We start from the raw sequence: 19,813 nt of genomic DNA, 5'->3' as shown, positions 1-19,813 counted from the left end.
TCTCCAGCACATCAGGTTACTCATCCATCACCACTCTTAAGAAAATTCCTACAATGCAGCTGGAGTTTTCCTCCGCAGCTCAGTGACTTCTCTCTCCTGTATTGCCTTGAAACAAAGCGCGCCTTTCCTCTACCGTTTCAAACCACTTCATTCATCTCCGGACCTCCATCACCCATGCCGGCCCGTCTGCGCACGTTTTTTCTTCCTGCCTGCCTGGCCTCGTTGGCTGTGCTGGTTGCGTCCTTCTACCTGGAAGCAACGCTGGGGCTGATGCCTTGCCCGTTGTGCTTCAGCCAGCGTGTGTTGTTGGGCGTGTATGCAGCGATCTGCCTGAGCGCATCCGTGCACGTGCCAGGCCCGCTCGGCATTCGGCGCTATGCCTGGGTCGCGCTGGGCAGTTCTGCCCTCGGGGCGCTGTTGGCGGCGCGGCATGTATGGTTGCAGGGCGCAGACCACGCCAGCCATGTGTGTCCGCTGTCGATCTGGCGTGTGTTCGACCAGCCCTGGAGCGAAGCGGCCCGGCAGTTGTTGCTCGGTGGCCCGGACTGCAGCTCGCTGACCTGGAGCTTTGTTGACCTGACCCTGCCCGAATGGAGCCTGCTGGCGTTCCTGTTGCTGGCGATGCTCCCCGCGGCCTGCCTGCTGGCGTATCGTTTCCGCACCCTTGGCGAAAGTTGACCCAGCGCAAGCGTTCCGCGTTAGCGCGACCAATGGTGCTGCGCCGAGGTATTAAACACTTGTATGAACTTTGTCTGCTGCGTACCTTGATGGGCAGCACGTGCGGGAATAATCTCCCAGCACGCATACCGAAAACACAACTGCTCGATGCCGTCCTGCTGATGTCACCTTTGTGCTGCACGGTCGTGGTGCGAGGTGCAGCGGCATCTACCCAGAAGGGAAGAGATCGCCATGCTCGATAGTTGTCAGAACGCCCAGGAACGCTGGGGTGGGGTTCACAAGCTGATCGACCGCTGGCTCAAGGAGCGAGAGGAGCTGGTTCAGGCTTTTCGCGCCTTGCGCGATGCCAAGCCGGCCTTTGCAGACAAGGACAAGAACCGCGATTTCTGTGCGGTGCTGGTCGATTACGTGTCGGCCTGGCATTTCGAAGTCAGCGAGCAACTGGTCACCGAGGCCAAGGCGTTCGGTGACCAGAAAGCCCTGAAACTGGCCGAAGAAATCAACCCGCGGATCAATGACATCACCCAGATCGCCTTGGCCTTCAATGACCACTGCGAGAAGGGCGAGTGCACGGATACCGAACGCTTCGCCGAAAAACTGGGCAAGCTCGGCAGCTTGTTGCACGAGCGCTTCGAGCTGGAGGACTGCCTGATCGAAGTGCTGCACACCGCGCACAAGGAAGAGGGCCTGGTGCAGGCCTGAGGCCTGTATCAGTCGCCGACAGCCAGCAGTTCGATCTCGAATACCAGCGGTGTGTAGGGCGCGATCAGATCACCAGCGCCTTCCGCACCGTAGGCTTGCGCCGAAGGGATAACCAGGCGCCATTTCGAGCCTGCCTTCATCTGCGGCAACGCCACCTGCCAGCCTTCGATCACCGAGTCCAGGTTGAACCACTGTGGTTGCTGGTTCTGGTCGAACACCGAACCGTCCGGCAGCCTGCCGACGTAGCGCACCTGAACCTTGCCATGGGCCTTCGGCTGCGCGCCGCTCCCGCTGCTCAGTTCACTGTAGAGAACGCCTTCCGGCAACTCGTGCACGCCGGCGCGTGCTCGCTCATTGGCCATGAAGCGCGTTTCGATGGCTTGCAGTTTTGCTACTTCGGCCTGCTCGGTGGTGCTGTTCGCCTGCTCTTCATGCTGCTGCAGAATCGCCTGCATGCGCGCCTTGTCGAGCTTAAGCGGCTGGTTCTGATAAGACTGGCGCAAGCCTTCCACCAGTGCATCCAGTTGCAGCCCCGGCACTTCCTCGCGCAGCCGTTCGCCCAGGCTGGCGCCAAGGCTGTAGGCCAGGTCGGCATCGTTGGTAGGGGTAGCATCGGGGGCAGCCAGGGCGAACGGCGCCAGCAGGCACAGACCGAATACAAGATAACGAGGCATGCTCAACTCCAGCTCAATGAGCGGTGAAGTATGCCAGCGCAAATGCGTAAATATCAGCAGCGATTTGTTAAGCAACTACACTTGCACGGAGCTGCAGAAAACAACTTTGCCCAGGCATGCAACGCGGCGCTAGCGATACTGTCCACATGCCCTAGCGGCAGTAGCAGCAGAAGCATAGTATGAGCCGCAATCTCGTCAGCCAGGAGGTAAACCATGTCGGCCAAAAAGAAGCCAGTAAGTACGCCGTTACACCTGCTCCAGCAACTTTCGGGCAGCCTGCTCGAACACTTGGAAGATGCCTGCTCGCAAGCGCTGGCTGATGCGGAGAAACTGCTGGCCAAGTTGGAAAAGCAACGGGTCAAGGCTCAGGAAAAACTGCATAACGGTCGTCTGAAGTTGCAGGACGCGGCCAAGGCAGGCAAAGCCAAGGCCCAGGGCAAAGCCCAGAAGGCCATTGGTGAACTTGAGGGCCTGCTTGACTCGCTCAAAGAGCGCCAGACGCAAACCCGTACTTACATTCAACAACTCAAGCGCGATGCCCAGGAAAGCCTGAAGCTTGCTCAGGGTGTCGGCAAGGTGCGCGAGGCTGCCGGCAAGGCACTCGACCAGCGAGCGGTAGCGGCCAAGTCGGCTAAAACGGTAGCGGCCAAGGCGCCTGCGAAAGCAGCAGCCAAACCGGCGGCCAAAGCTGCTGTAAAACCCGCCGCCAAAGCTGCTGCGAAACCTGCAGCCAAGGCTCCAGCCCGCGCTGCAGCGGCCAAACCTGCGGCTAAGGCTCCAGCCCGCGCTGCAGCAGCCAAACCTGCGGCCAAGGCTCCAGCCCGCGTTGCAGCGGCCAAGCCCGCCGCCAAGGCACCGGCCCGCACCGCTGCTGCCAAACCCGCTGCTGCCAAGGCTCCAGCCAAAGCGACGGCCGCCAAAGCTGCCCCGGCAAAAGCGGCTGCCGCCAAACCTGCTGCGACCAGAACCGCAGCTGCCAAGCCTGCTGCGAAAAGCACAGCGGCCAAACCGGCTGCCGCCAAGCCTGCTGCAAAACCGGTAGCTGCCAAGACCGCGGCCGCCAAGCCAGCGGCTAAACCGGCGGCCAAGCCTGCTGCCAAGCCCGCTGCGGCAAAAGCCCCGGCCAAAACAGCAGCCAAGCCCGCAGCAGCCAAACCCGCTGCCAAGCCAGCAACAGCCAAACCTGCCGCAAAACCCGCCGCCAAACCAGTTGCCAGCAAGCCGGCCGAAGCCAAGCCGGCTACTCCGGCAACGCCTGCAGCGGTGACCAACTCGGCCACCCCGGCCGCGCCTTCGGCGCCGGCCAGCACCCCAGCTCAGGCGCCGTCTTCGGCCTCCTGAAGCCCAGCGGCCGCGACGCGCAGCGGTTCCAGCGCGTCGTGGCCACGGGCCTGGTCGGGTGCCAGCCAGGCCAGCCAATCTTCAGCGCTCGCTTGCGCGTCTGCGGGCCATTGCTGCGCACATGCCTGCAGGCGTTCCAACAACGTCCTTTCCGCTTGAAGCTCCAGCCCTTTCACGTGTTCTCTCAGCGCCGCCAGTTGCGGGTCTTGCTGTGCCGGTGTTCGCCACGCCTGCCTCAGGCTGCGCAGGGGCATCACCACTTCTTGCTGCCAGGGTCTCGCGAGCGCATGCAAAGCCTGCACGCGCGCAGGGTCCGGCGCCACGCCGCGGGCTTGCAACCAGGTCGCGCACAACAGTAGGCAGACATCGGCGCCCGATGCCTGAAGGTGCAGGCAAGCCGTTTCGACACCGGGCCGTGCATACAGGGCCAGGGCGTGTTTCCACAGGTCGGTGTACATGATTCCACTCACGCTACGGGCCGAGGAAGCTGGTAGACTCCGCGACCATCATGATCAGACTATCCAACCTCACTTTACAGCGTGGTCCGCAGCGCTTGCTAGAAGGCGCCGAGATGACCCTGCACGCCGGTCACAAGGCCGGCCTGATCGGCGCCAACGGCGCCGGAAAATCCAGCCTGTTCGCCTTGCTGCGCGGTGAGCTTTCGCCCGATGCCGGCGACTGCCAGTTGCCCGGCGACTGGCGCATTGCCCACATGCGCCAGGAGGTCGACACCCTCGATCGCCTGGCCGTGGACTATGTGCTCGATGGCGATGCTCGCCTGCGCAAGGTCCAGGCCGAGCTTGCCGTGGCCGAACAGGCTCACGACGGCACGGCCCTGGCGCGCCTGCACAGTGAGCTGGAAAGTGCCGACGGCTACACCGCCGATGCGCGCGCGCGCAAACTGCTGGCGGGCCTTGGCTTTACCAATGAGCAGATGGACCGCCGGGTTGGTGACTTCTCCGGTGGCTGGCGGATGCGCCTGAACCTGGCTCAGGCCTTGATGTGCCCGTCCGACCTGCTGCTGCTCGACGAGCCGACCAACCACCTGGACCTCGATGCCATCCTGTGGCTGGAAGACTGGCTCAAGGGTTATCCCGGCACGTTGTTGCTGATCTCTCACGACCGAGACTTCCTCGATGCCGTGGTCGACCACGTGCTGCACGTCGAGCAGCGCAAGCTCAACCTGTACAAGGGTGGCTACACGGCCTTCGAACGCACCCGTGCCGAGCGCCTGGCGCAGCAGCAGCAAGCCTACGAGAAGCAGCAGGCCCAGCGCGCGCACATGGAAAAGTACATCGCCCGCTTCAAGGCCCAGGCCACCAAGGCCCGCCAGGCGCAGAGCCGGATCAAGGCCCTGGAGCGCATGGAGGAGTTGTCGGCGGCGCATGTCGATTCGCCGTTCGACTTCGTCTTCCGTGAGTCGCAGAAAATCTCCAGCCCGCTGCTTAGCCTGTCCGAAGGCCGCCTGGGTTATGGGGACAAGGCGATTCTCGACAAGGTCAAACTGCAACTGGTGCCAGGTGCGCGGATCGGCCTGCTCGGCCCCAACGGCGCCGGTAAATCGACCCTTATCAAAAACCTGGCCGGCGAGCTCGAACCGATCTCGGGGCGCCTGGTGCGTGGCGAGAACCTTGCCGTTGGCTACTTTGCCCAGCATCAGCTCGATTCGCTGGACGACAAGGCCAGCCCGTTGCTGCACCTGCAGCGCATCGCCCCGACAGAGCGCGAGCAGACACTGCGCGACTTCCTCGGTGGTTTCGACTTCCATGGCGACCGCGTCGACGAACCGGTGGTGAATTTCTCTGGTGGCGAAAAGGCCCGCCTGGCCTTGGCGCTGATCGCCTGGGAACGGCCGAACCTGCTGCTGCTCGACGAACCGACCAACCACCTGGACTTGGAAATGCGCCTGGCGTTGACCATGGCGTTGCAGGAGTTTGCCGGTGCCGTGGTGGTAGTTTCCCACGACCGTCACCTGCTCAAGAGCACCACCGATGATTTCCTTTTGGTGGCCGATGGCAAGGTCGACACGTTCGATGGCGACCTCGACGACTACAGCCGCTGGCTGGTCGAGTACCGCCAGCGAAGTGCGCCGGCGAGCAATGCCCCGGTCAACCCGGACAAGACCGACAAGAAGGCCCAACGCCAGGCCGCTGCTGCCTTGCGCCAGCAACTGGCCCCGCACAAGAAGGCGGCTGACAAGCTGGAAGCCGAACTCAACCAGGTGCATGCGCAACTGGCCGAGATCGAGTCAGCGTTGGGTGACAGCGGCGTGTACGATGCGGCGCGCAAGGATGAGCTGCGCGATCTGCTGGCTCGGCAGACCAAGCTCAAGCAGCGTGAAGGCGAGCTTGAAGAGGGCTGGATGGAGGCCCTGGAGACGCTTGAGAGCATGCAGGCCGAGCTTGAGGCGCTGTCCTGAGAAATTGATGTCGTGTGTGCTGGCCCTATCGCCGGCAAGCCGGCTCCCACAGGCAAATCACAGGATTGAAGACCTGTGCAGTACCTGTGGGAGCCGGCTCGCCGGCGATAGGGCCGGGAGACGCTACACAAAATTTCTCTGGTCATTTTTTCACCAGCCCCTTAGCTTAACGTTTTGCAACATATGTTGAGCGAGGTGTGTGATGTCGATGGAAGTATGGTTGGGCTTCTTTGCCGCGTGTTGGGTGATCAGCCTTTCACCGGGTGCCGGGGCGATTGCCTCGATGTCCAGCGGCCTACAGTACGGTTTCTGGCGCGGTTACTGGAACGCTCTGGGCCTGCAGCTGGGCCTGATCGTACAGATCGCCATCATTGCCGCTGGCGTTGGCGCCATCCTCGCCGCTTCCGCTACCGCCTTCCAGATCATCAAGTGGTTCGGCGTTGCCTACCTGATATACCTGGCCTACAAGCAATGGCGCGCCTTGCCGATGGACATGACCGAAGAATCGGGCGTGCGCCCGATCGGCAAGCCGTTGAGCCTGGTATTCCGTGGTTTCCTGGTCAATGTCAGCAACCCCAAAGCGCTGGTGTTCATGCTGGCAGTGCTGCCGCAATTCCTTAATCCCCATGCACCCCTGCTGCCGCAGTACATCGCGATCACGGTCACCATGGTCAGCGTCGACATGCTGGTGATGGCGGGATACACCGGGCTGGCTTCGCGAGTGCTGCGCTTGCTGCGCACGCCCAAGCAGCAGAAGCGCTTGAACCGGACCTTTGCCGGGTTGTTCATTGGAGCAGCCACGTTCCTGGCGACTTTGCGCCGGGCGCCAATCTGATCGCTTGCCAAGGGGCCTCGTAGAGGCCCTTTTTCATTTCTGCCTGTCCACCATCCCTTTGAGCAAGTCCAACGGCATCGGAAACACGATGGTCGAACTTTTGTCCCCGGCAATCGACCCCAGCGTCTGCATGTACCGCAATTGCATGGCTCCTGGTTCCCTGCTCAGCATCTGCGCCGCTTGCATCAGTTTCTCCGAAGCCTGCAGCTCGCCTTCGGCATGAATGACTTTGGCCCGCCGCTCGCGTTCCGCCTCGGCCTGGCGGGCGATGGCGCGAACCATCGATTCGTTGAGGTCGACATGCTTGATCTCGACATTGGCCACCTTGATGCCCCAGGCATCGGTCTGTGCGTCCAGCACCTGGCGGATGTCCAGGTTGAGCTGTTCGCGCTCGGCCAGCAGTTCGTCCAGTTCGTGCTTGCCCAGGACCGCGCGCAACGTGGTTTGCGCCAGTTGGCTGGTGGCGACCAGGAAGTCCTCGACCTGGATGATCGCCTTCTGTGGATCTAGCACGCGAAAGTACAGCACGGCGTTGACCTTGACCGACACGTTGTCGCGGGTGATCACATCCTGCGGCGGTACATCCAGCACCACGGTGCGAAGATCGACCCGCACCATCTGCTGGATCACCGGGATCAGCAGGATCAACCCCGGCCCCTTGACCTGCCAGAAGCGCCCCAGCTGGAACACCACGCCGCGCTCGTACTCGCGCAGGATGCGAAACGCCGAGAGCAGCAACATCGCCAGCACGATCAGCACGGCGCCAAAACCCACTTGCATGAACATCGTCATTCCCCTTGCGCCGCTGCGGCGGCGCTCACTTCCAGCATGACCCCTTGGCGTGCCGTGACTCGCACGTGCTGGCCGGTTTGCAGGGGTGTCGCGCAGTGCACTTGCCACTGTTCCCCCTGGGCCTGGACAGAGCCGCGGAAGGGGTTGTCCGCAGTCACCTGGGTTACAGTGACCAGGCTGCCGACCAGGCCCGCATCACCGCTGACCAACGCTCGCCTGCGTGCTTTCATGGCCATGCCCAGCACGCTGCCGATCAGCAACGCCGAGAGCACGGCCAGGGGGGCGATCAGCGACAGCGGGATGCCGAAATCCGGGGCATCGGTGTCGACCAGAATCAGTGCGCCGATGACGAAGGCCACGATGCCGCCGAAACCGACCACCCCAAAACTGGGGAGCAATGCCTCGGCGATCATGAAGGCGATGCCGAGCAGAATCAGCGCCACCCCGGCGAAGCTCACTGGCAACAATTGCAGGGCATACAGCGCCAGCAGCAGGCAGATGCCACCGACCACGCCACCGACCGTGGATCCGGGGTTCATGAACTCGAACAACAGGCCGTAGACCCCGATCATGATCAGGATCAGCGCCACGCTGGGGTTGGTGATGACCGCCAGCAGGCGTGTGCGCCAGTCCGGCAGGTGCTCCACCAGGTTGGCATCTCGGGTACTGAGCCGTCGCGGCTGGTCGGCGGCGGTCACGGTCTTGCCGTCGAGCTGGCGCATGAGGTCGGGCAGGTCGTTGGCCAGCTGATCGATCACTTTCAGGCGCAGCGCTTCGCTGGCGGGCAGGCTCACGGCATCGCGCACCGCCTGCTCGGCCCAATCGGCATTGCGCCCGCGCAGTTGGGCCAGGCCACGGATGTAGGCTGCGGCATCGTTGACCTGCTTGCGCGCGAGGGTTTCTTCATCGCTGCCCGGCTTGGCCTTGTCGTCCTTGGGCATGCCTGGTGCGCCACCGATCTGCACCGGCGTCGCCGCGCCCAGGTTGGTGCCTGGGGCCATGGCTGCTACGTGGCTGGCATAGAGGATGTAGGTGCCGGCGCTGGCGGCGCGGGCGCCGCTGGGCGCAACGAAGGTCGCAACCGGCACCGGGCTGGCGAGGATCGCCTTGATCATCTGGCGCATGGCACTGTCGAGCCCGCCGGGAGTATCCATGCGGATCACCACCAACTGCGCGCCCTGCTCATCGGCCTGCTGCAGGCTGCGCACCAGATAGTCGGCACTGGCGGGACCGATGGCGTCATCGATGCTCAGCACCCAGACCGCGCCGGGCGCTGCCTGGCTACTCGGAACGAAGCCAAGTACCAGCAACAGCATCAACCAGCGGCAACAGCGAGTGAGCACCTGTCGTCACCTCGTGGGTCTCTGTTCTAGAAGTTTAGCTGTGGCTGCCGGGGTACGGCCTAAACTTGAAGATTGGGGGGCGAAACCGGAGGTGCATCATGCGTATGGCCAAGACCTTGCAGCAGCGCCTGGACCAGGCCAACTGCGACTACGACATCATTCCCCATCCACATTCGGCCACCAGCCTGGAGTCGGCGCGCACGGCCGGGGTACCCGCCGAACGGGTCGCCAAGTCGGTCATGCTCGATGACCGCCATGGCAACTACATCATGGCCGTGCTACCGGCCAACCGTCACCTGGACATGAGCAAAGTGCGCGTGTCCGGCGCCTGGCAACTGACTCGCGAAAGCGGCCTGCCAAGCCTGTTCGGTGATTGCGAGCGCGGCGCCATCCCGGCCATGGGAGACGCCTACCAGATAAAAATGCTGCTTGATTCGAGCCTTACCCGCCAGGGTGATGTCTACCTGGAGGCGGGTGACCACGATCACCTGATCCACATGAGCATGGAGCAGTACCTCAAGCTGGTACCGCAAGCCGAAGTACGCGAGCTGTGCTGATGTGCTCACACCAATGCCGGGTTGGCGTCGTGGACGGCCTGCCCGGCACATGAGGAGGAACAATGGACGCACCGACACATCCATTCGCCGAACTATTCAAGCAGCTGGGGTTGGCCGACGACCCGAATAGCATCGACCAGTTCATCACCAGTCATTCGCCACTGAAGAATGAAATCAAGCTGGTGGATGCGCCGTTCTGGACCGACTCTCAAAGAACATTCCTGAAGGAAAGCATCATTGAGGATTCCGATTGGGCAGTGCCCTTCGATCAGCTCAACGAGGCCTTGCGTCGCCCGCGAAAATAAAGCGCCGAGTGGCACCTGATGAGTGATTTGGCCGTTGCTATGCTCAGGAAAAACAAGAAGGGGATAGGCGCTATGAAAGATCCCTACGCACCAGGTTTCTGGTGCTCCGTGACGATCCTGGGCACCCTGACGGCCGGTTACTTCTATGGTATCCGCCACACCCAGCATATGAACCAGGCCGTTCAGTTCCTCTATGCGGCTGCGGCGATCACCGCGGCGGTCGCGTTACTGGGGCTGACATGGATAGCCTGGCAGCAATTGCACCTGAACAAACGTGAAGTGGCTCAGGGGCGAACATTGCTGACCATCTGGAACACCAAGGTCGCGCTACGTCGGGTCGAGACGGTGTTCGACCGTTACTTCTGGGGTAGCTACTGGCATTCGGGGCGCACCTTCGAAGAAGTGATGGGCGAGCTCAAGGGCACGCCGCTGGAGCAGAGCCTGGATGCCCTGAAACGCCAGTGCCGAGTACTCGACCGCGAGATTCACGACCATCACCATCATTGGCTGGCCAATGCCCGCGACCTCTCCAGCGTGGCCACGGCCATGGCGCGGGAGCGTTACCAGCTCGACCTGTGCGAACCCTCGAGCAACGGGCATGGCAACACGGCGGTGCTTAACCGGGATCTGGAAGTGCTGGTGTATACCTGGTCGGCGCGCCTGCGCAGCTTCGACCATCAGCTGGACGAGCTGGAACGCGCCTACCACTGAGCGGCTTATTCGCCGCGGATGTACTGTTCCAGTTGACGGATCAGGCTGGCCTGCTCCTTGATGGTTTCCTTGACCAGGTCGCCAATAGACAACAGGCCCAGCAGCTCGCCATCGCTGACCACCGGCAGGTGGCGCAGGTGACGGTCGGTCATCAGGTTCATGCAGTACTCGAGGTTCTGCTTCGGCTCGACCGTGACCACCGGCGCGCTCATGATATCCCGCACCGGCGTGGCTGCCGAAGAACGCCCCTTGAGCACCAGCTTGCGGGCGTAGTCACGCTCGCTGACGATGCCCACCACCTTGTCGTTTTCAACCACTGGGAGCGCACCGACGTTTTTCTCCGCCAGTATTTTCAGGGCGTCGAGCACCGAGTCACCCGGGCCGATGGTGTACACGGTCTGGTGCTGGGACTTGGTTTTCAGGATTTCTTCGACGTTCTTCATACGGGCCTCTGCGGGTGGAAAAACCGAGCTCTTGGAGTAAATAAAGCATCCGGCACGCCGGCCTGCACGGCAATGCAGGAAACGGCATGGAGCCGATTGAAAAACGTCATGATTTGGCGCATGAACGGATTGGCCCTATCGCCGGCAAGCCGGCGCCCACATGTTCACCACTCGGTTTGCTGGCGATAGGCCCTAATGGCGATTCAGAGGTTCGGCATCTGCCCGATCCGCGCCACCATCTCGCTCACTACCTGCAGGTCGAGCATGAACTGTTCCACGGTCTTGAACTCGTTGTCGTTGTGTCCGGTGTACTTCACGTCCGGCATTGCCAGCCCGAACTGCACGCCGTTAGGCAGGTCATGCACCGAGGTAGCGCCGGCAGACGTGCCGAACGCATGCTTCATGCCCAGGTTCTCGCTGGCCACATCGAGCAAAGCCTTGACCCACTCACCCTCGGGGTTGCGGAACATCGGCTCGTCGAGGCTGTAGTTGAAGGCCACCGACGTGTGGCTCTGGCGTGTCCACTTGCCCAGTTTGTCGGCCAGTTCGTCCTTGATCGTGGCCAGCGGCTTGCCCTTTGGAATGCGCAGGTTCACCGCCAGTTTCAGGCCTTTTTCATCCACGCCTACAAAAGTCAGCGAGGCCGTCAGCGGGCCCATGAAATCATCCTTGAACGCAACGCCTAGCTTGTTGCCCAGGTAGTCCAGGCCCCAGTTGTCGGCGGCATAACGAGCAGCATCGGTGAAGTGGTTGTGCTTGAGAGGCACCTGCTGGCCTAGGCCGTTGATGAAGTCGAGCATGCGTGCCACTGGGTTGACCCCGGATTCCGGCTCGGAAGAGTGGGCCGAAACGCCTGTGACCGTGAGCAGCACCTTGTCGCCGTCGGCCTTGGCGTCGATCTTGAAGTCGGTACCGTTGCGCTTCACGTACTCGGCACCGGCTTTTTCAAGCTGTGTGGCCAATTGCGCCGGGTTGTCGCTCTTGAGCGTTGCCACGGACGTCGTAGGAATCTGGTTGGTGGCCAAGCCGCCGGTAAGGTTGATGATTTCCGCACCCTTGCCGCTGCCTGGGCGCTTGCTGAAGCTGGCCATGATCGTGCCGTAGCCTTTCTCGGCGATCACCACCGGGTAGCCGCCGTCGAGCGCCAGGTTGTAGTCAGGCGTCGGGTTGCGGGCGAAGTAGTAGGGGATAGCCTCGCCGCTGGTTTCTTCGGTGGTGTCGATCAGCAGCTTGAACTGCCGGGCCAAGGGCAGCTGTTCGTCTTTGGCCACCTTCAGCGCATACAGCGCCACGACGATGCCGTTCTTGTCGTCTTCAGTACCGCGCCCGTACATGCGGTCGCCGACCAGGGTGACCTTGAACGGGTCCAGGCGGGTGCCGTCGTCCAGCTTCCAGTTGTCCGGGTTGACCGGCACTACGTCGGCGTGAGCATGGATACCGACGACTTCCTTGCCCGCGCCGAGGGAAATCTCGTACACGCGGTTGTCGATGTTGCGGAAGGTCAGGCCGAAACCTTCGGCCAGGGCCTTGATCTTGTCGGCGATCTTGAGGAACTCGGGGTTCTCGTGCTGCGGCACGCCATCGACGCTGAAGGTGGGGATGGCTACCAGTTCACGCAGGGTTTCGGTGGCGGCCTTGCCGTATTTGATGCGGGTGTACAGGCCCAGCAGGCGGTTGATTTCGTGCTGCTGGTCGGCGCTCAAGGGCTTGCTGGCGAGGAAGGCATCGAGGGTTGCCCCGAGGTTGTCGGCCTTGGCCAGGTCACTGCCGTTGAGCTTGCCGAGAAACGCCTTGAAGTTGGCAGGGTCGGCGCCGTCGTATGCCTTGATGATGGCGGCGGACTGTTCCTGCGTCAGGTTGGCCTGAGCTGGGAGCGTGAGCAGCCCGGCGCTGGCCAGCAGCACGGTTGCGGTCAGTTTTTTCAGGAGCATGGGGGTGCGCATTCCTTCGCGTTACGGTGAAAAGGGATGCTCACGCTATCACCAATGCCCCGTGGCACGGGAGTGCCAGAATGCGATATGTCGCACAAATGAAAAAGCCCCGGGCTTGGGCCCAGGGCTTTCTGATATGGCGCACTCGGCGGGATTCGAACCCACGACCCCTGCCTTCGGAGGGCAGTACTCTATCCAGCTGAGCTACGAGTGCAACGCGCACGCATGATACCCATCTGATTCGATGTCGTCCATCGCCTTGATCTTCGGCCATTTTTCCCGGTTGCTCGGGCAACCACAAACCCATCTATGCATATGCAATAACAGTATTTCCCCGCCCGTTCTTATGCTCGCTAACATCTGGTCACAACTTGTTATAACAAGTCATCGATCAGCGAAGAGACCCATGGCCGAACTGCTCCCCCTGTCCCCCGTACCGCTCTACACCCAGCTCAAGGAGCTGCTGCGCGAGCGCATCCTCGATGGCACTTACCCGCCCCACAGTCGCATGCCTTCGGAAAACGAGCTGGGCAAGGCGTTCGATGTCAGCCGCATTACTGTGCGCCAGGCATTGGGTGACCTGCAGAAAGAAGGGCTGATCTTCAAGATTCACGGCAAAGGCACCTTTGTCGCCAAACCCAAGGCGTTCCAGAACGTCAGCACCTTGCAGGGCTTGGCCGAGTCGATGACGCAGATGGGTTACGAGGTGATCAACCGCCTGCGCAGCTTTCGCCACGTACCGGCCACTGCGCTGGTGGCGGCGCGGCTGCAGGTTGAAGAGGGCAGCCTGGTGACCGAGATCCGCCGGGTGCGGTTGATCAACCGCGAGCCGGTTTCGCTCGAGCTGACCTGGCTGCCCAAGGCCGTGGGGGAAAAGCTGGAAAAGGCCGACCTGGTCACCCGCGACATCTTCCTGCTGCTGGAAAACGACTGCGGCATTGCACTTGGTCACGCCGACCTTGCCATCGATGCCGTGCTTGCCGACAGCGACCTGACCCAGGCACTGGAGGTGGAAGAGGGCGCGCCGATCATGCGCATCGAGCGCCTTACCCACACCGCCGACGGCGCGCCGCTGGACTTCGAACACCTGTATTACCGCGGCGATGCCTTCCAGTACCGCCTGCGCATCGACCGCCAGAAGGGGAGCAAGGCATGAGTATCCAGACCCAGGACTACGACATCATCGTCATCGGTGGCGGCACCGCCGGCCCAATGGCGGCGATCAAGGCCAAGGAGCACGACAAGCAACTGCGCGTGCTGTTGCTGGACAAGGCCAACGTCAAGCGCAGCGGCGCCATCAGCATGGGCATGGACGGCCTGAACAACGCGATCATCCCCGGCCACGCCACGCCTGAGCAGTACACCAAGGAAATCACCGTGGCCAATGACGGCATCGTCAACCAGGCCGCCGTGCATGCCTATGCCACGCACAGTTTCGAAACCATCGAGCAGCTCGACCGCTGGGGTGTGAAGTTCGAGAAGGACGAAACCGGCGACTACGCCGTGAAGAAGGTGCACCACATGGGCGCCTACGTGCTGCCCATGCCAGAAGGCCATGACATCAAGAAGGTGCTGTACCGCCAGCTCAAGCGTGCCCGCGTCGAAATCAGCAACCGCATGGTCTGCACCCGTGTGCTGCTCGATAGCGAAGGTGCTGCCGCCGGTGTGCTCGGTTTCGACTGTCGCAGCGGCGAGTTCCGCGTGGTGCGCGCCAAGGCGGTGATCCTCGCCTGTGGAGCTGCCGGGCGCCTGGGCCTGCCTTCGTCGGGCTACCTGATGGGCACCTACGAGAACCCGACCAACGCCGGCGATGGCTATGCCATGGCCTACCACGCAGGCGCCGAGCTGGCCAACCTCGAGTGCTTCCAGATCAACCCGCTGATCAAGGACTACAACGGCCCGGCCTGTGCTTACGTAACCGGCCCGCTGGGCGGCTACACCGCCAACAGCAAGGGTGAACGCTTCATCGAGTGCGACTACTGGAGCGGGCAGATGATGTGGGAGTTCCACCAGGAGCTCGAAGGCGGCAACGGGCCGGTGTTTCTCAAGCTCGACCACCTGGCCGAGGAGACCATTCAGAACATCGAAGAAATCCTGCACAGCAACGAACGCCCCAGCCGTGGCCAGTTCCATGCCGGACGCGGCACCGACTACCGCCAACACATGGTCGAGATGCACATCTCCGAGATCGGCTTCTGCTCTGGGCATTCAGCTTCGGGCGTTTGGGTCAACGAGAAGGCCGAGACCAGCGTCAAGGGCCTGTATGCGGCCGGCGACATGGCGGCCGTGCCGCACAATTACATGCTCGGAGCCTTTACCTATGGCTGGTTCGCCGGTGTGAATGCCGCGCAATACGTGGCCGGGCGCGAGCTGGCCGAGGTGGATGTGGCCCAGGTCGAGCGTGAGCGGGAGCGGGTATTTGCGCCACTGCAGCGCGAGCACGGCCTGCCGCCAGCGCAGGTCGAGTACAAGTTGCGGCGCATGGTCAACGACTACCTGCAGCCACCCAAGGTGACCAAGAAGATGGAAATCGGCCTGGCCCGGTTTGCCGAAATCGAGCGCGACCTGGCCCAGATGAAGGCCAGCAACCCCCACGAACTGATGCGCGCGATGGAGGTGGCGGTAATTCGCGACTGCGCCGAAATGGCCGCCCGTGCCTCGCTGTTCCGTGAGGAAAGCCGCTGGGGGCTGTACCACCATCGGGTCGATTTCCCCGAACGCAACGATGGCGAGTGGTTCTGCCATTGCCACCTGAAGAAGGGCGAGGACGGCGAGATGACCAGTTTCAAGAAAGCCATCGAACCCTACCTCATCGCCTTGGATGCCGACGAGCAGACTGCCTATGACCGCCTACGGCTCAAGGCCGATGCAGCATAGATGGCCATGCCGGACCATGTGATGCCAGAAGCAAAACAAGGGCCCAAGGCCCAGAGGAGCCCGTGATATGGCCTACCAGCCACAAGAAATCTTTTTCCGCAGCAGCGCCCCGGTCACCATCGACGAAGACCTATGTATCGCCGAAAAAGGCTGCACCGTGTGCGTCGAGGTCTGCCCCATGGACCTGCTGGCCATCAACCCGGCCACGCAAAAGGCCTATATGGCCTTCGACGAATGCTGGTACTGCATGCCTTGCGAGAAGGACTGCCCCACTGGCGCCGTGAAGGTCGACATCCCTTACCTACTGCGCTGAAACCTCTCGCAGACATTGACCATCCTCCGCTACGGATCGCGCCATGACTGAACGCCATACCGACCACCCCGACATCCTTGAACTGCTGCCGCGCCTTGGCGATGGCGATGCCAGCGTGCGGCGCATTGCCCTGATCGAACTGGCCGATCTGGAGATGCCGCAAGCACTGCCCTGGCTGACCGATGCGTTGTTGGTCGACCCCGCTGAGGCGGTTCGTGCCGAAGCGGCCCGGCTGCTCGAAGCGTGGGAGCACGCCGAAGTTGTCCAGGCCTTGTGTGCAGCCCTGACCGACCCTGCCGAGCCAGTGCGCCTGGCCGCCGCGCAGAGCCTGAGCGAGCTCAAGGGTCATGAAGCCGGGTTGCTGATTCTGCCCTGGGTCAGCCATGCCGACGCCTTTGTCCGGGCCAGTGCCTTGCGCGCACTGCGTGAACTGCGCCTGGAGGAGGCTGCCGTACCGGCGATGGTCGCACTGGAGGACGCCGATGCCACCGTCCGTCGCGAGGCCGTAGGCATTCTTGGGTGGCTCAAGCATGAGCCGGCATTGCCAGCGTTGACCCGGCTTGCCATGTCTGAGCCAGACACCGAGGCCCGTCGTGCGTCCGTCGCCGCCTTGGGCCTGGCTCGTGATGAGTCGGTGCTGCAGGCGCTGATCGCGGCGCTTGCTGACAGCGTCTGGCAAGTGCGTGAAGAGGCTGCCACGACGCTGGGCAAGATCGGCCAGCAGGCAGCGGGCGCGGCGTTGATCAAGTCGCTGGACGATGAATACTGGCAAGTGCGTCTGCGTGCGGCGCGCTCGCTCGGGCGCTTGCGTCATACGCCTGCCTTGGATGCGCTGGTCGTCCTGCTCGTGCATGCCATCGCTAACCTGCGTAAGGAGGCGGCGCTCGCGTTGGGTGAGCTGGGCCTTGGGGGGGCCTTGCCTGCCTTGCAGCAGGCTCAGGCCGACAGCGACCCGGAAGTACGCAAGGCGGTGCGTATCGCGTTGGCGCAGCTGCAAGGTACTTGCTGATGGATGTCCCCGCAGCGATCAGCCACCTGCGCAGCCTTGGCACTTTGCAGTTGCAGTGGGCCGAACGGTTGCAGCGCCTGAGCTACGCACGCCTGCGCAGTGCCTGCCCGTGCTCGCGGTGCAAAGCGGCGGCCCTCGAAGGGAGGATCAACCTGGTGCCTGACGATGTCCGGATCGAGCGTATCGTGCCTCAGGGTTATGGTCTGCAGTTGGTGTTCAGCGATGGGCATGACCGTGGGATCTACCCATGGTGCTACCTGCGCGAACTAGGTTGAAAAGAGGTGGTAGCGCACTGGCACCGTGCAGCCCGCTCGCGTTGGCTCAATGAGGATTCTTCCTGACTTGGGGAATCTTCACCGTGCTTCTAGATCTCGACCATTTCGCCCGCAGTCTGGCAGCCATTGGTGACGCCAGGGCCGTGATGAGCAAAGCCCAGGCTTACATCGACGCCTGGCCCGATCCTCATCGCCTGGCCCGGCAACACGCCGCTGCCTACTTGCTCGAACATACCGGCAAACCGCTGGACCCGGACAAGGTCTGGTGGCATGCATTCGATTCGGCCTCCACCGCTGCGACCACCACCGGGTGGCAGCATGCGGGGCCGCCGACACAATCCTTGCGCTTCACCGATCTGCTGATTCACAGGTTCGGCCTGGGTTTTCAGGTCGCGCCCGACACCTTGCCGGTGTATAGCGGGTTCTATACCCGGGGTAGCGATGCCGATGGGTATGGCGCCGACAATGAAGTCGCCCTGAAACCGACTGAGGTAATGGACGACCTGTGGCAGTTGGACTTCGCCTCCGAGGCCGCGGCGAGTGAAGAGCGCTTCTGGGGCAAGGAGGGGCTGGACTTTCCAATCCTGGCCCGGGCCATTTTCATCGCCCGGATCGAGGCGGGCGTAAAGGCAGGGTTGCTGCAAGCCGAAGACAGGCAGAACCTGCGTGACTGGCTCGGGCTCGAACCGGCAAAACCCGTCACGCTGGCTGCGTTGTCGCGTCCCGCGTCGGGCGATCTCATCAGTGTGCGTCATTTTCCGGAGCGCAACTGCCATTTGCTGACCCTGCAACATGCCTCTGGGCGGGTGGTGCTCTACACGCCGGCAGAGGAATCACCCTTGCGGGGCTTTGCCAACCAGCAGGCGATGGTCCGCTGGCTCTTCACACAGGTGAACGGGCCCAATGCATTGGCATGGCTGAGCGCGCTGTACCGAATGGACACGTTCACCGATGAACAACACAGGCACGCTGTGTTGCACGAAGTGCGCGAGCGCAGTGGCTCCTACACGACTCCCCGTTGGCCGTTCGGACAGGGGCAGGCGCTTGTCCTGCCCGACCTGTTCGACAGCCTGATGCTGTGGGTCAAGGGAGACCTGCGTGTGACCCTGCATAACCTGGTCAGCAATGCCGACCTGCGCAAGCAATTGTGGCGCGGCTACCTGGGCGCTTTCATCCAGGTGTTCGGCAGTTTCTCGCTGATGGCCTGGCCGCTGGGCCTGGTGATGCTAGGCGCTGGACTGACGCGACTGACACTGGACGTGGACACGGCAGTGCGAGCGCGTTCGAGCCAGAAGCGCCGTCAAGCCGTCATCGCTGCAGTGGGCGATGCACTGGTCAGTGTATTCGAGCTGCTGCACACAGCGTTCGGGCTCAAGGCGCTGATTTATCGTGAACCTCCGCACTTTTCCGGCTTCATGACCCGGTTGCTGCAACCGGCCCGGTCATCCGAGCGGATCAGGCGCATGTTGGAAGACCTCGACAGCAATCTGCTTGCCGTCGAGCCTGCGCAGGAGTCGATTCCACTGCAAGGGCTGAACATCGATGAGCAGGGACGCAGCTGGATCGTCATGGACGAAATGGTCCTACCGGTGCAGTACAACAGCAGTTGGTCCAGCTGGATGGTGCTGCGTGACCTCGATGACCTGGAAATACGCGAAACGCTGCTGGTGCGCCGAGGGCTGGACGGTCAATGGCGATTGTATGCGCCCGAAGGCGATCCCGATGCGCTGACGCGCCAGTTCTGGGACACCTACATGGAGATCGACAAGCCAATGAGCCAGCGGCTTTCAACGGCGTTGCTGGAGCGTCAGTCCGGTTTGCTGGAGCGTTCGGCTGTACCGACCTTTTCCGGGCACATGGCGCCTGTCGATGAGTTCGGTCATCACTACGTCGAGGTGCAGGGGCAGAGATCCTACACCTTCAGCCAGGAAGGCGAATTGCACAACGACCTGGCCATGGAGTACAGCAGCCACATGGCCAAGGTCAATGACCTGTTCAGGGGAGATCGCAGTCGACTGCAGGGGTATTCGGCGGCCTTGCTCGACCACTTCGTGACCACCCTTGTCGACTCACTGGAACAGCTACCCGGCAGCAACGCTTCGGTGCTCTGGCGAGGCAGCCGCGGCCAACGCGTGGCGCTGGGTGCGCGCTACCGCGAAGGCGCGATCCAGGTGGGGAATCTGCTGGTGGCCACGGACTTCACGTCATTCACCGAGAGCCCCTATATCCCGCGCCGCTTCATGCTGCCGAAGGAAGCCGCCGAACGACCACTTGCTGAGGTTGCCGCAAATTTCGATCCATACACCGTGCTGTATGAGCTGGCCGGCAGCGAAGGACTCAGCGGCACGCCGGTGGCGCCGTTCTCGTTGAACTGGCAGGAAGCGGAAGTGCTGTTCACGCCGGGGTCTACCTTCCGCATCGAAGGCATCCACGACGTTCAAGGCCAGCACTACCGCTTCATCAAGTTCAGCCTGCGGGAAGTCCCGCGGCGTGCCGGGGACGCTGCCTTCGAAATGCGCAGCGGCCAGCCATTCGACCGCCAGGCCTATGCCCAGAAGCTGGGAAACCCACCCTGGCTCGAACGGTTTTTCCCGCGCGAACAGTAGTC

The 19,813-nt window shown here is 62.4% G+C and carries 20 protein-coding genes and 1 tRNA gene; 14 read left to right on the top strand and 7 right to left on the bottom strand.

Going from position 1 to position 19,813, the window contains the following annotated elements:
* Positions 1 to 174 precede the first annotated feature (174 nt).
* Positions 175 to 678, top strand: a complete 504-nt coding sequence (locus KU43P_RS25940) for a disulfide bond formation protein B (RefSeq protein WP_317660305.1) — start codon at positions 175 to 177, stop codon at positions 676 to 678.
* 231 nt (positions 679 to 909) lie between these two features.
* Entirely contained in the window at positions 910 to 1,380 is a 471-nt protein-coding gene (gene rsd, locus KU43P_RS25935) for a sigma D regulator (RefSeq protein ID WP_317660303.1), read from the top strand.
* A gap of 8 nt (positions 1,381 to 1,388) precedes the next feature.
* Here rsd and KU43P_RS25930 read toward each other — a convergent pair whose 3' ends face one another.
* The gene (locus tag KU43P_RS25930) at positions 1,389 to 2,054 is read right to left on the bottom strand and encodes an FKBP-type peptidyl-prolyl cis-trans isomerase (protein WP_317660302.1); all 666 of its coding nucleotides are present in this window, start codon (positions 2,052 to 2,054) and stop codon (positions 1,389 to 1,391) included.
* A 213-nt stretch (positions 2,055 to 2,267) separates the two neighbouring features.
* Here KU43P_RS25930 and KU43P_RS25925 point away from each other — a divergent pair, with 213 nt between their 5' ends.
* Positions 2,268 to 3,395: an AlgP family protein gene (locus KU43P_RS25925; RefSeq protein ID WP_317660301.1), complete on the top strand. Its 1,128-nt coding sequence runs from the start codon at positions 2,268 to 2,270 to the stop codon at positions 3,393 to 3,395.
* Here the strand turns inward: KU43P_RS25925 and KU43P_RS25920 are convergent.
* Complete coding sequence (locus tag KU43P_RS25920; protein ID WP_317660300.1) at positions 3,371 to 3,853, bottom strand: TIGR02444 family protein; 483 nt, start codon at positions 3,851 to 3,853, stop codon at positions 3,371 to 3,373. The two genes, KU43P_RS25925 and KU43P_RS25920, sit on opposite strands and share 25 nt — an antisense overlap.
* A gap of 50 nt (positions 3,854 to 3,903) precedes the next feature.
* Between KU43P_RS25920 and abc-f the strand changes: the two genes are divergently transcribed.
* Positions 3,904 to 5,814: a ribosomal protection-like ABC-F family protein gene (gene abc-f, locus KU43P_RS25915; protein WP_317660299.1), complete on the top strand. Its 1,911-nt coding sequence runs from the start codon at positions 3,904 to 3,906 to the stop codon at positions 5,812 to 5,814.
* Between the two features lie 202 nt (positions 5,815 to 6,016).
* Entirely contained in the window at positions 6,017 to 6,649 is a 633-nt protein-coding gene (locus KU43P_RS25910) for a LysE family transporter (protein ID WP_317660297.1), read from the top strand.
* Positions 6,650 to 6,682: 33 nt separating this feature from the next.
* Here KU43P_RS25910 and KU43P_RS25905 read toward each other — a convergent pair whose 3' ends face one another.
* Both KU43P_RS25905 and KU43P_RS25900 read right to left on the bottom strand, forming a co-directional pair.
* Entirely contained in the window at positions 6,683 to 7,435 is a 753-nt protein-coding gene (locus tag KU43P_RS25905; protein WP_317660296.1) for a slipin family protein, read from the bottom strand.
* 2 nt (positions 7,436 to 7,437) lie between these two features.
* On the bottom strand, positions 7,438 to 8,784 hold the full coding sequence (locus tag KU43P_RS25900) for a nodulation protein NfeD (RefSeq protein ID WP_317660295.1): 1,347 nt from the start codon (positions 8,782 to 8,784) through the stop codon (positions 7,438 to 7,440).
* A 98-nt stretch (positions 8,785 to 8,882) separates the two neighbouring features.
* Here KU43P_RS25900 and KU43P_RS25895 point away from each other — a divergent pair, with 98 nt between their 5' ends.
* From KU43P_RS25895 to KU43P_RS25885, 3 genes are all read left to right on the top strand, one after another.
* The gene (locus KU43P_RS25895) at positions 8,883 to 9,341 is read left to right on the top strand and encodes an aminoacyl-tRNA deacylase (RefSeq protein WP_317660294.1); all 459 of its coding nucleotides are present in this window, start codon (positions 8,883 to 8,885) and stop codon (positions 9,339 to 9,341) included.
* Between the two features lie 62 nt (positions 9,342 to 9,403).
* Positions 9,404 to 9,646, top strand: coding sequence for a DUF2789 domain-containing protein (locus KU43P_RS25890; protein ID WP_317660293.1), 243 nt, complete (start codon positions 9,404 to 9,406; stop codon positions 9,644 to 9,646).
* Between the two features lie 72 nt (positions 9,647 to 9,718).
* Positions 9,719 to 10,357: an NADH:ubiquinone oxidoreductase subunit N gene (locus KU43P_RS25885; RefSeq protein WP_317660292.1), complete on the top strand. Its 639-nt coding sequence runs from the start codon at positions 9,719 to 9,721 to the stop codon at positions 10,355 to 10,357.
* A 5-nt stretch (positions 10,358 to 10,362) separates the two neighbouring features.
* Here the strand turns inward: KU43P_RS25885 and KU43P_RS25880 are convergent, their stop codons facing one another.
* From KU43P_RS25880 to KU43P_RS25870, 3 genes are all read right to left on the bottom strand, one after another.
* A complete protein-coding gene (locus tag KU43P_RS25880; RefSeq protein ID WP_317660291.1) occupies positions 10,363 to 10,800 on the bottom strand; it encodes a CBS domain-containing protein in 438 nt (145 codons plus the stop codon).
* A 203-nt stretch (positions 10,801 to 11,003) separates the two neighbouring features.
* The gene (locus tag KU43P_RS25875) at positions 11,004 to 12,731 is read right to left on the bottom strand and encodes a dipeptidase (protein WP_317660290.1); all 1,728 of its coding nucleotides are present in this window, start codon (positions 12,729 to 12,731) and stop codon (positions 11,004 to 11,006) included.
* 137 nt (positions 12,732 to 12,868) lie between these two features.
* Positions 12,869 to 12,945 (bottom strand) — tRNA-Arg (locus KU43P_RS25870).
* Positions 12,946 to 13,137: 192 nt separating this feature from the next.
* Between KU43P_RS25870 and KU43P_RS25865 the strand changes: the two genes are divergently transcribed.
* The 6 genes from KU43P_RS25865 (at position 13,138) to KU43P_RS25840 (ending at position 19,811) form a co-directional block, all read left to right on the top strand.
* Entirely contained in the window at positions 13,138 to 13,887 is a 750-nt protein-coding gene (locus KU43P_RS25865; RefSeq protein ID WP_317660289.1) for a GntR family transcriptional regulator, read from the top strand.
* A complete protein-coding gene (locus tag KU43P_RS25860; RefSeq protein ID WP_317660288.1) occupies positions 13,884 to 15,608 on the top strand; it encodes a fumarate reductase/succinate dehydrogenase flavoprotein subunit in 1,725 nt (574 codons plus the stop codon). The genes KU43P_RS25865 and KU43P_RS25860 overlap by 4 nt, the downstream gene beginning before the upstream one ends.
* A 67-nt stretch (positions 15,609 to 15,675) precedes the next feature.
* Entirely contained in the window at positions 15,676 to 15,921 is a 246-nt protein-coding gene (locus tag KU43P_RS25855; protein WP_317660286.1) for a ferredoxin family protein, read from the top strand.
* A 43-nt stretch (positions 15,922 to 15,964) separates the two neighbouring features.
* A complete protein-coding gene (locus KU43P_RS25850) occupies positions 15,965 to 16,930 on the top strand; it encodes a HEAT repeat domain-containing protein (RefSeq protein WP_317660285.1) in 966 nt (321 codons plus the stop codon).
* Entirely contained in the window at positions 16,930 to 17,205 is a 276-nt protein-coding gene (locus KU43P_RS25845) for a DUF971 domain-containing protein (RefSeq protein WP_317660283.1), read from the top strand. Before KU43P_RS25850 ends, KU43P_RS25845 begins: the two co-directional genes overlap by 1 nt.
* Positions 17,206 to 17,288: 83 nt before the next feature.
* Positions 17,289 to 19,811: a dermonecrotic toxin domain-containing protein gene (locus tag KU43P_RS25840; RefSeq protein ID WP_317660282.1), complete on the top strand. Its 2,523-nt coding sequence runs from the start codon at positions 17,289 to 17,291 to the stop codon at positions 19,809 to 19,811.
* Positions 19,812 to 19,813 lie beyond the last annotated feature (2 nt).

This window comes from Pseudomonas sp. KU43P (assembly GCF_033095865.1).
Classification (GTDB): domain Bacteria; phylum Pseudomonadota; class Gammaproteobacteria; order Pseudomonadales; family Pseudomonadaceae; genus Aquipseudomonas.
Note: the sequence above shows the minus strand (reverse complement) of the source record. Positions and strands in the feature narration are given on the sequence as shown.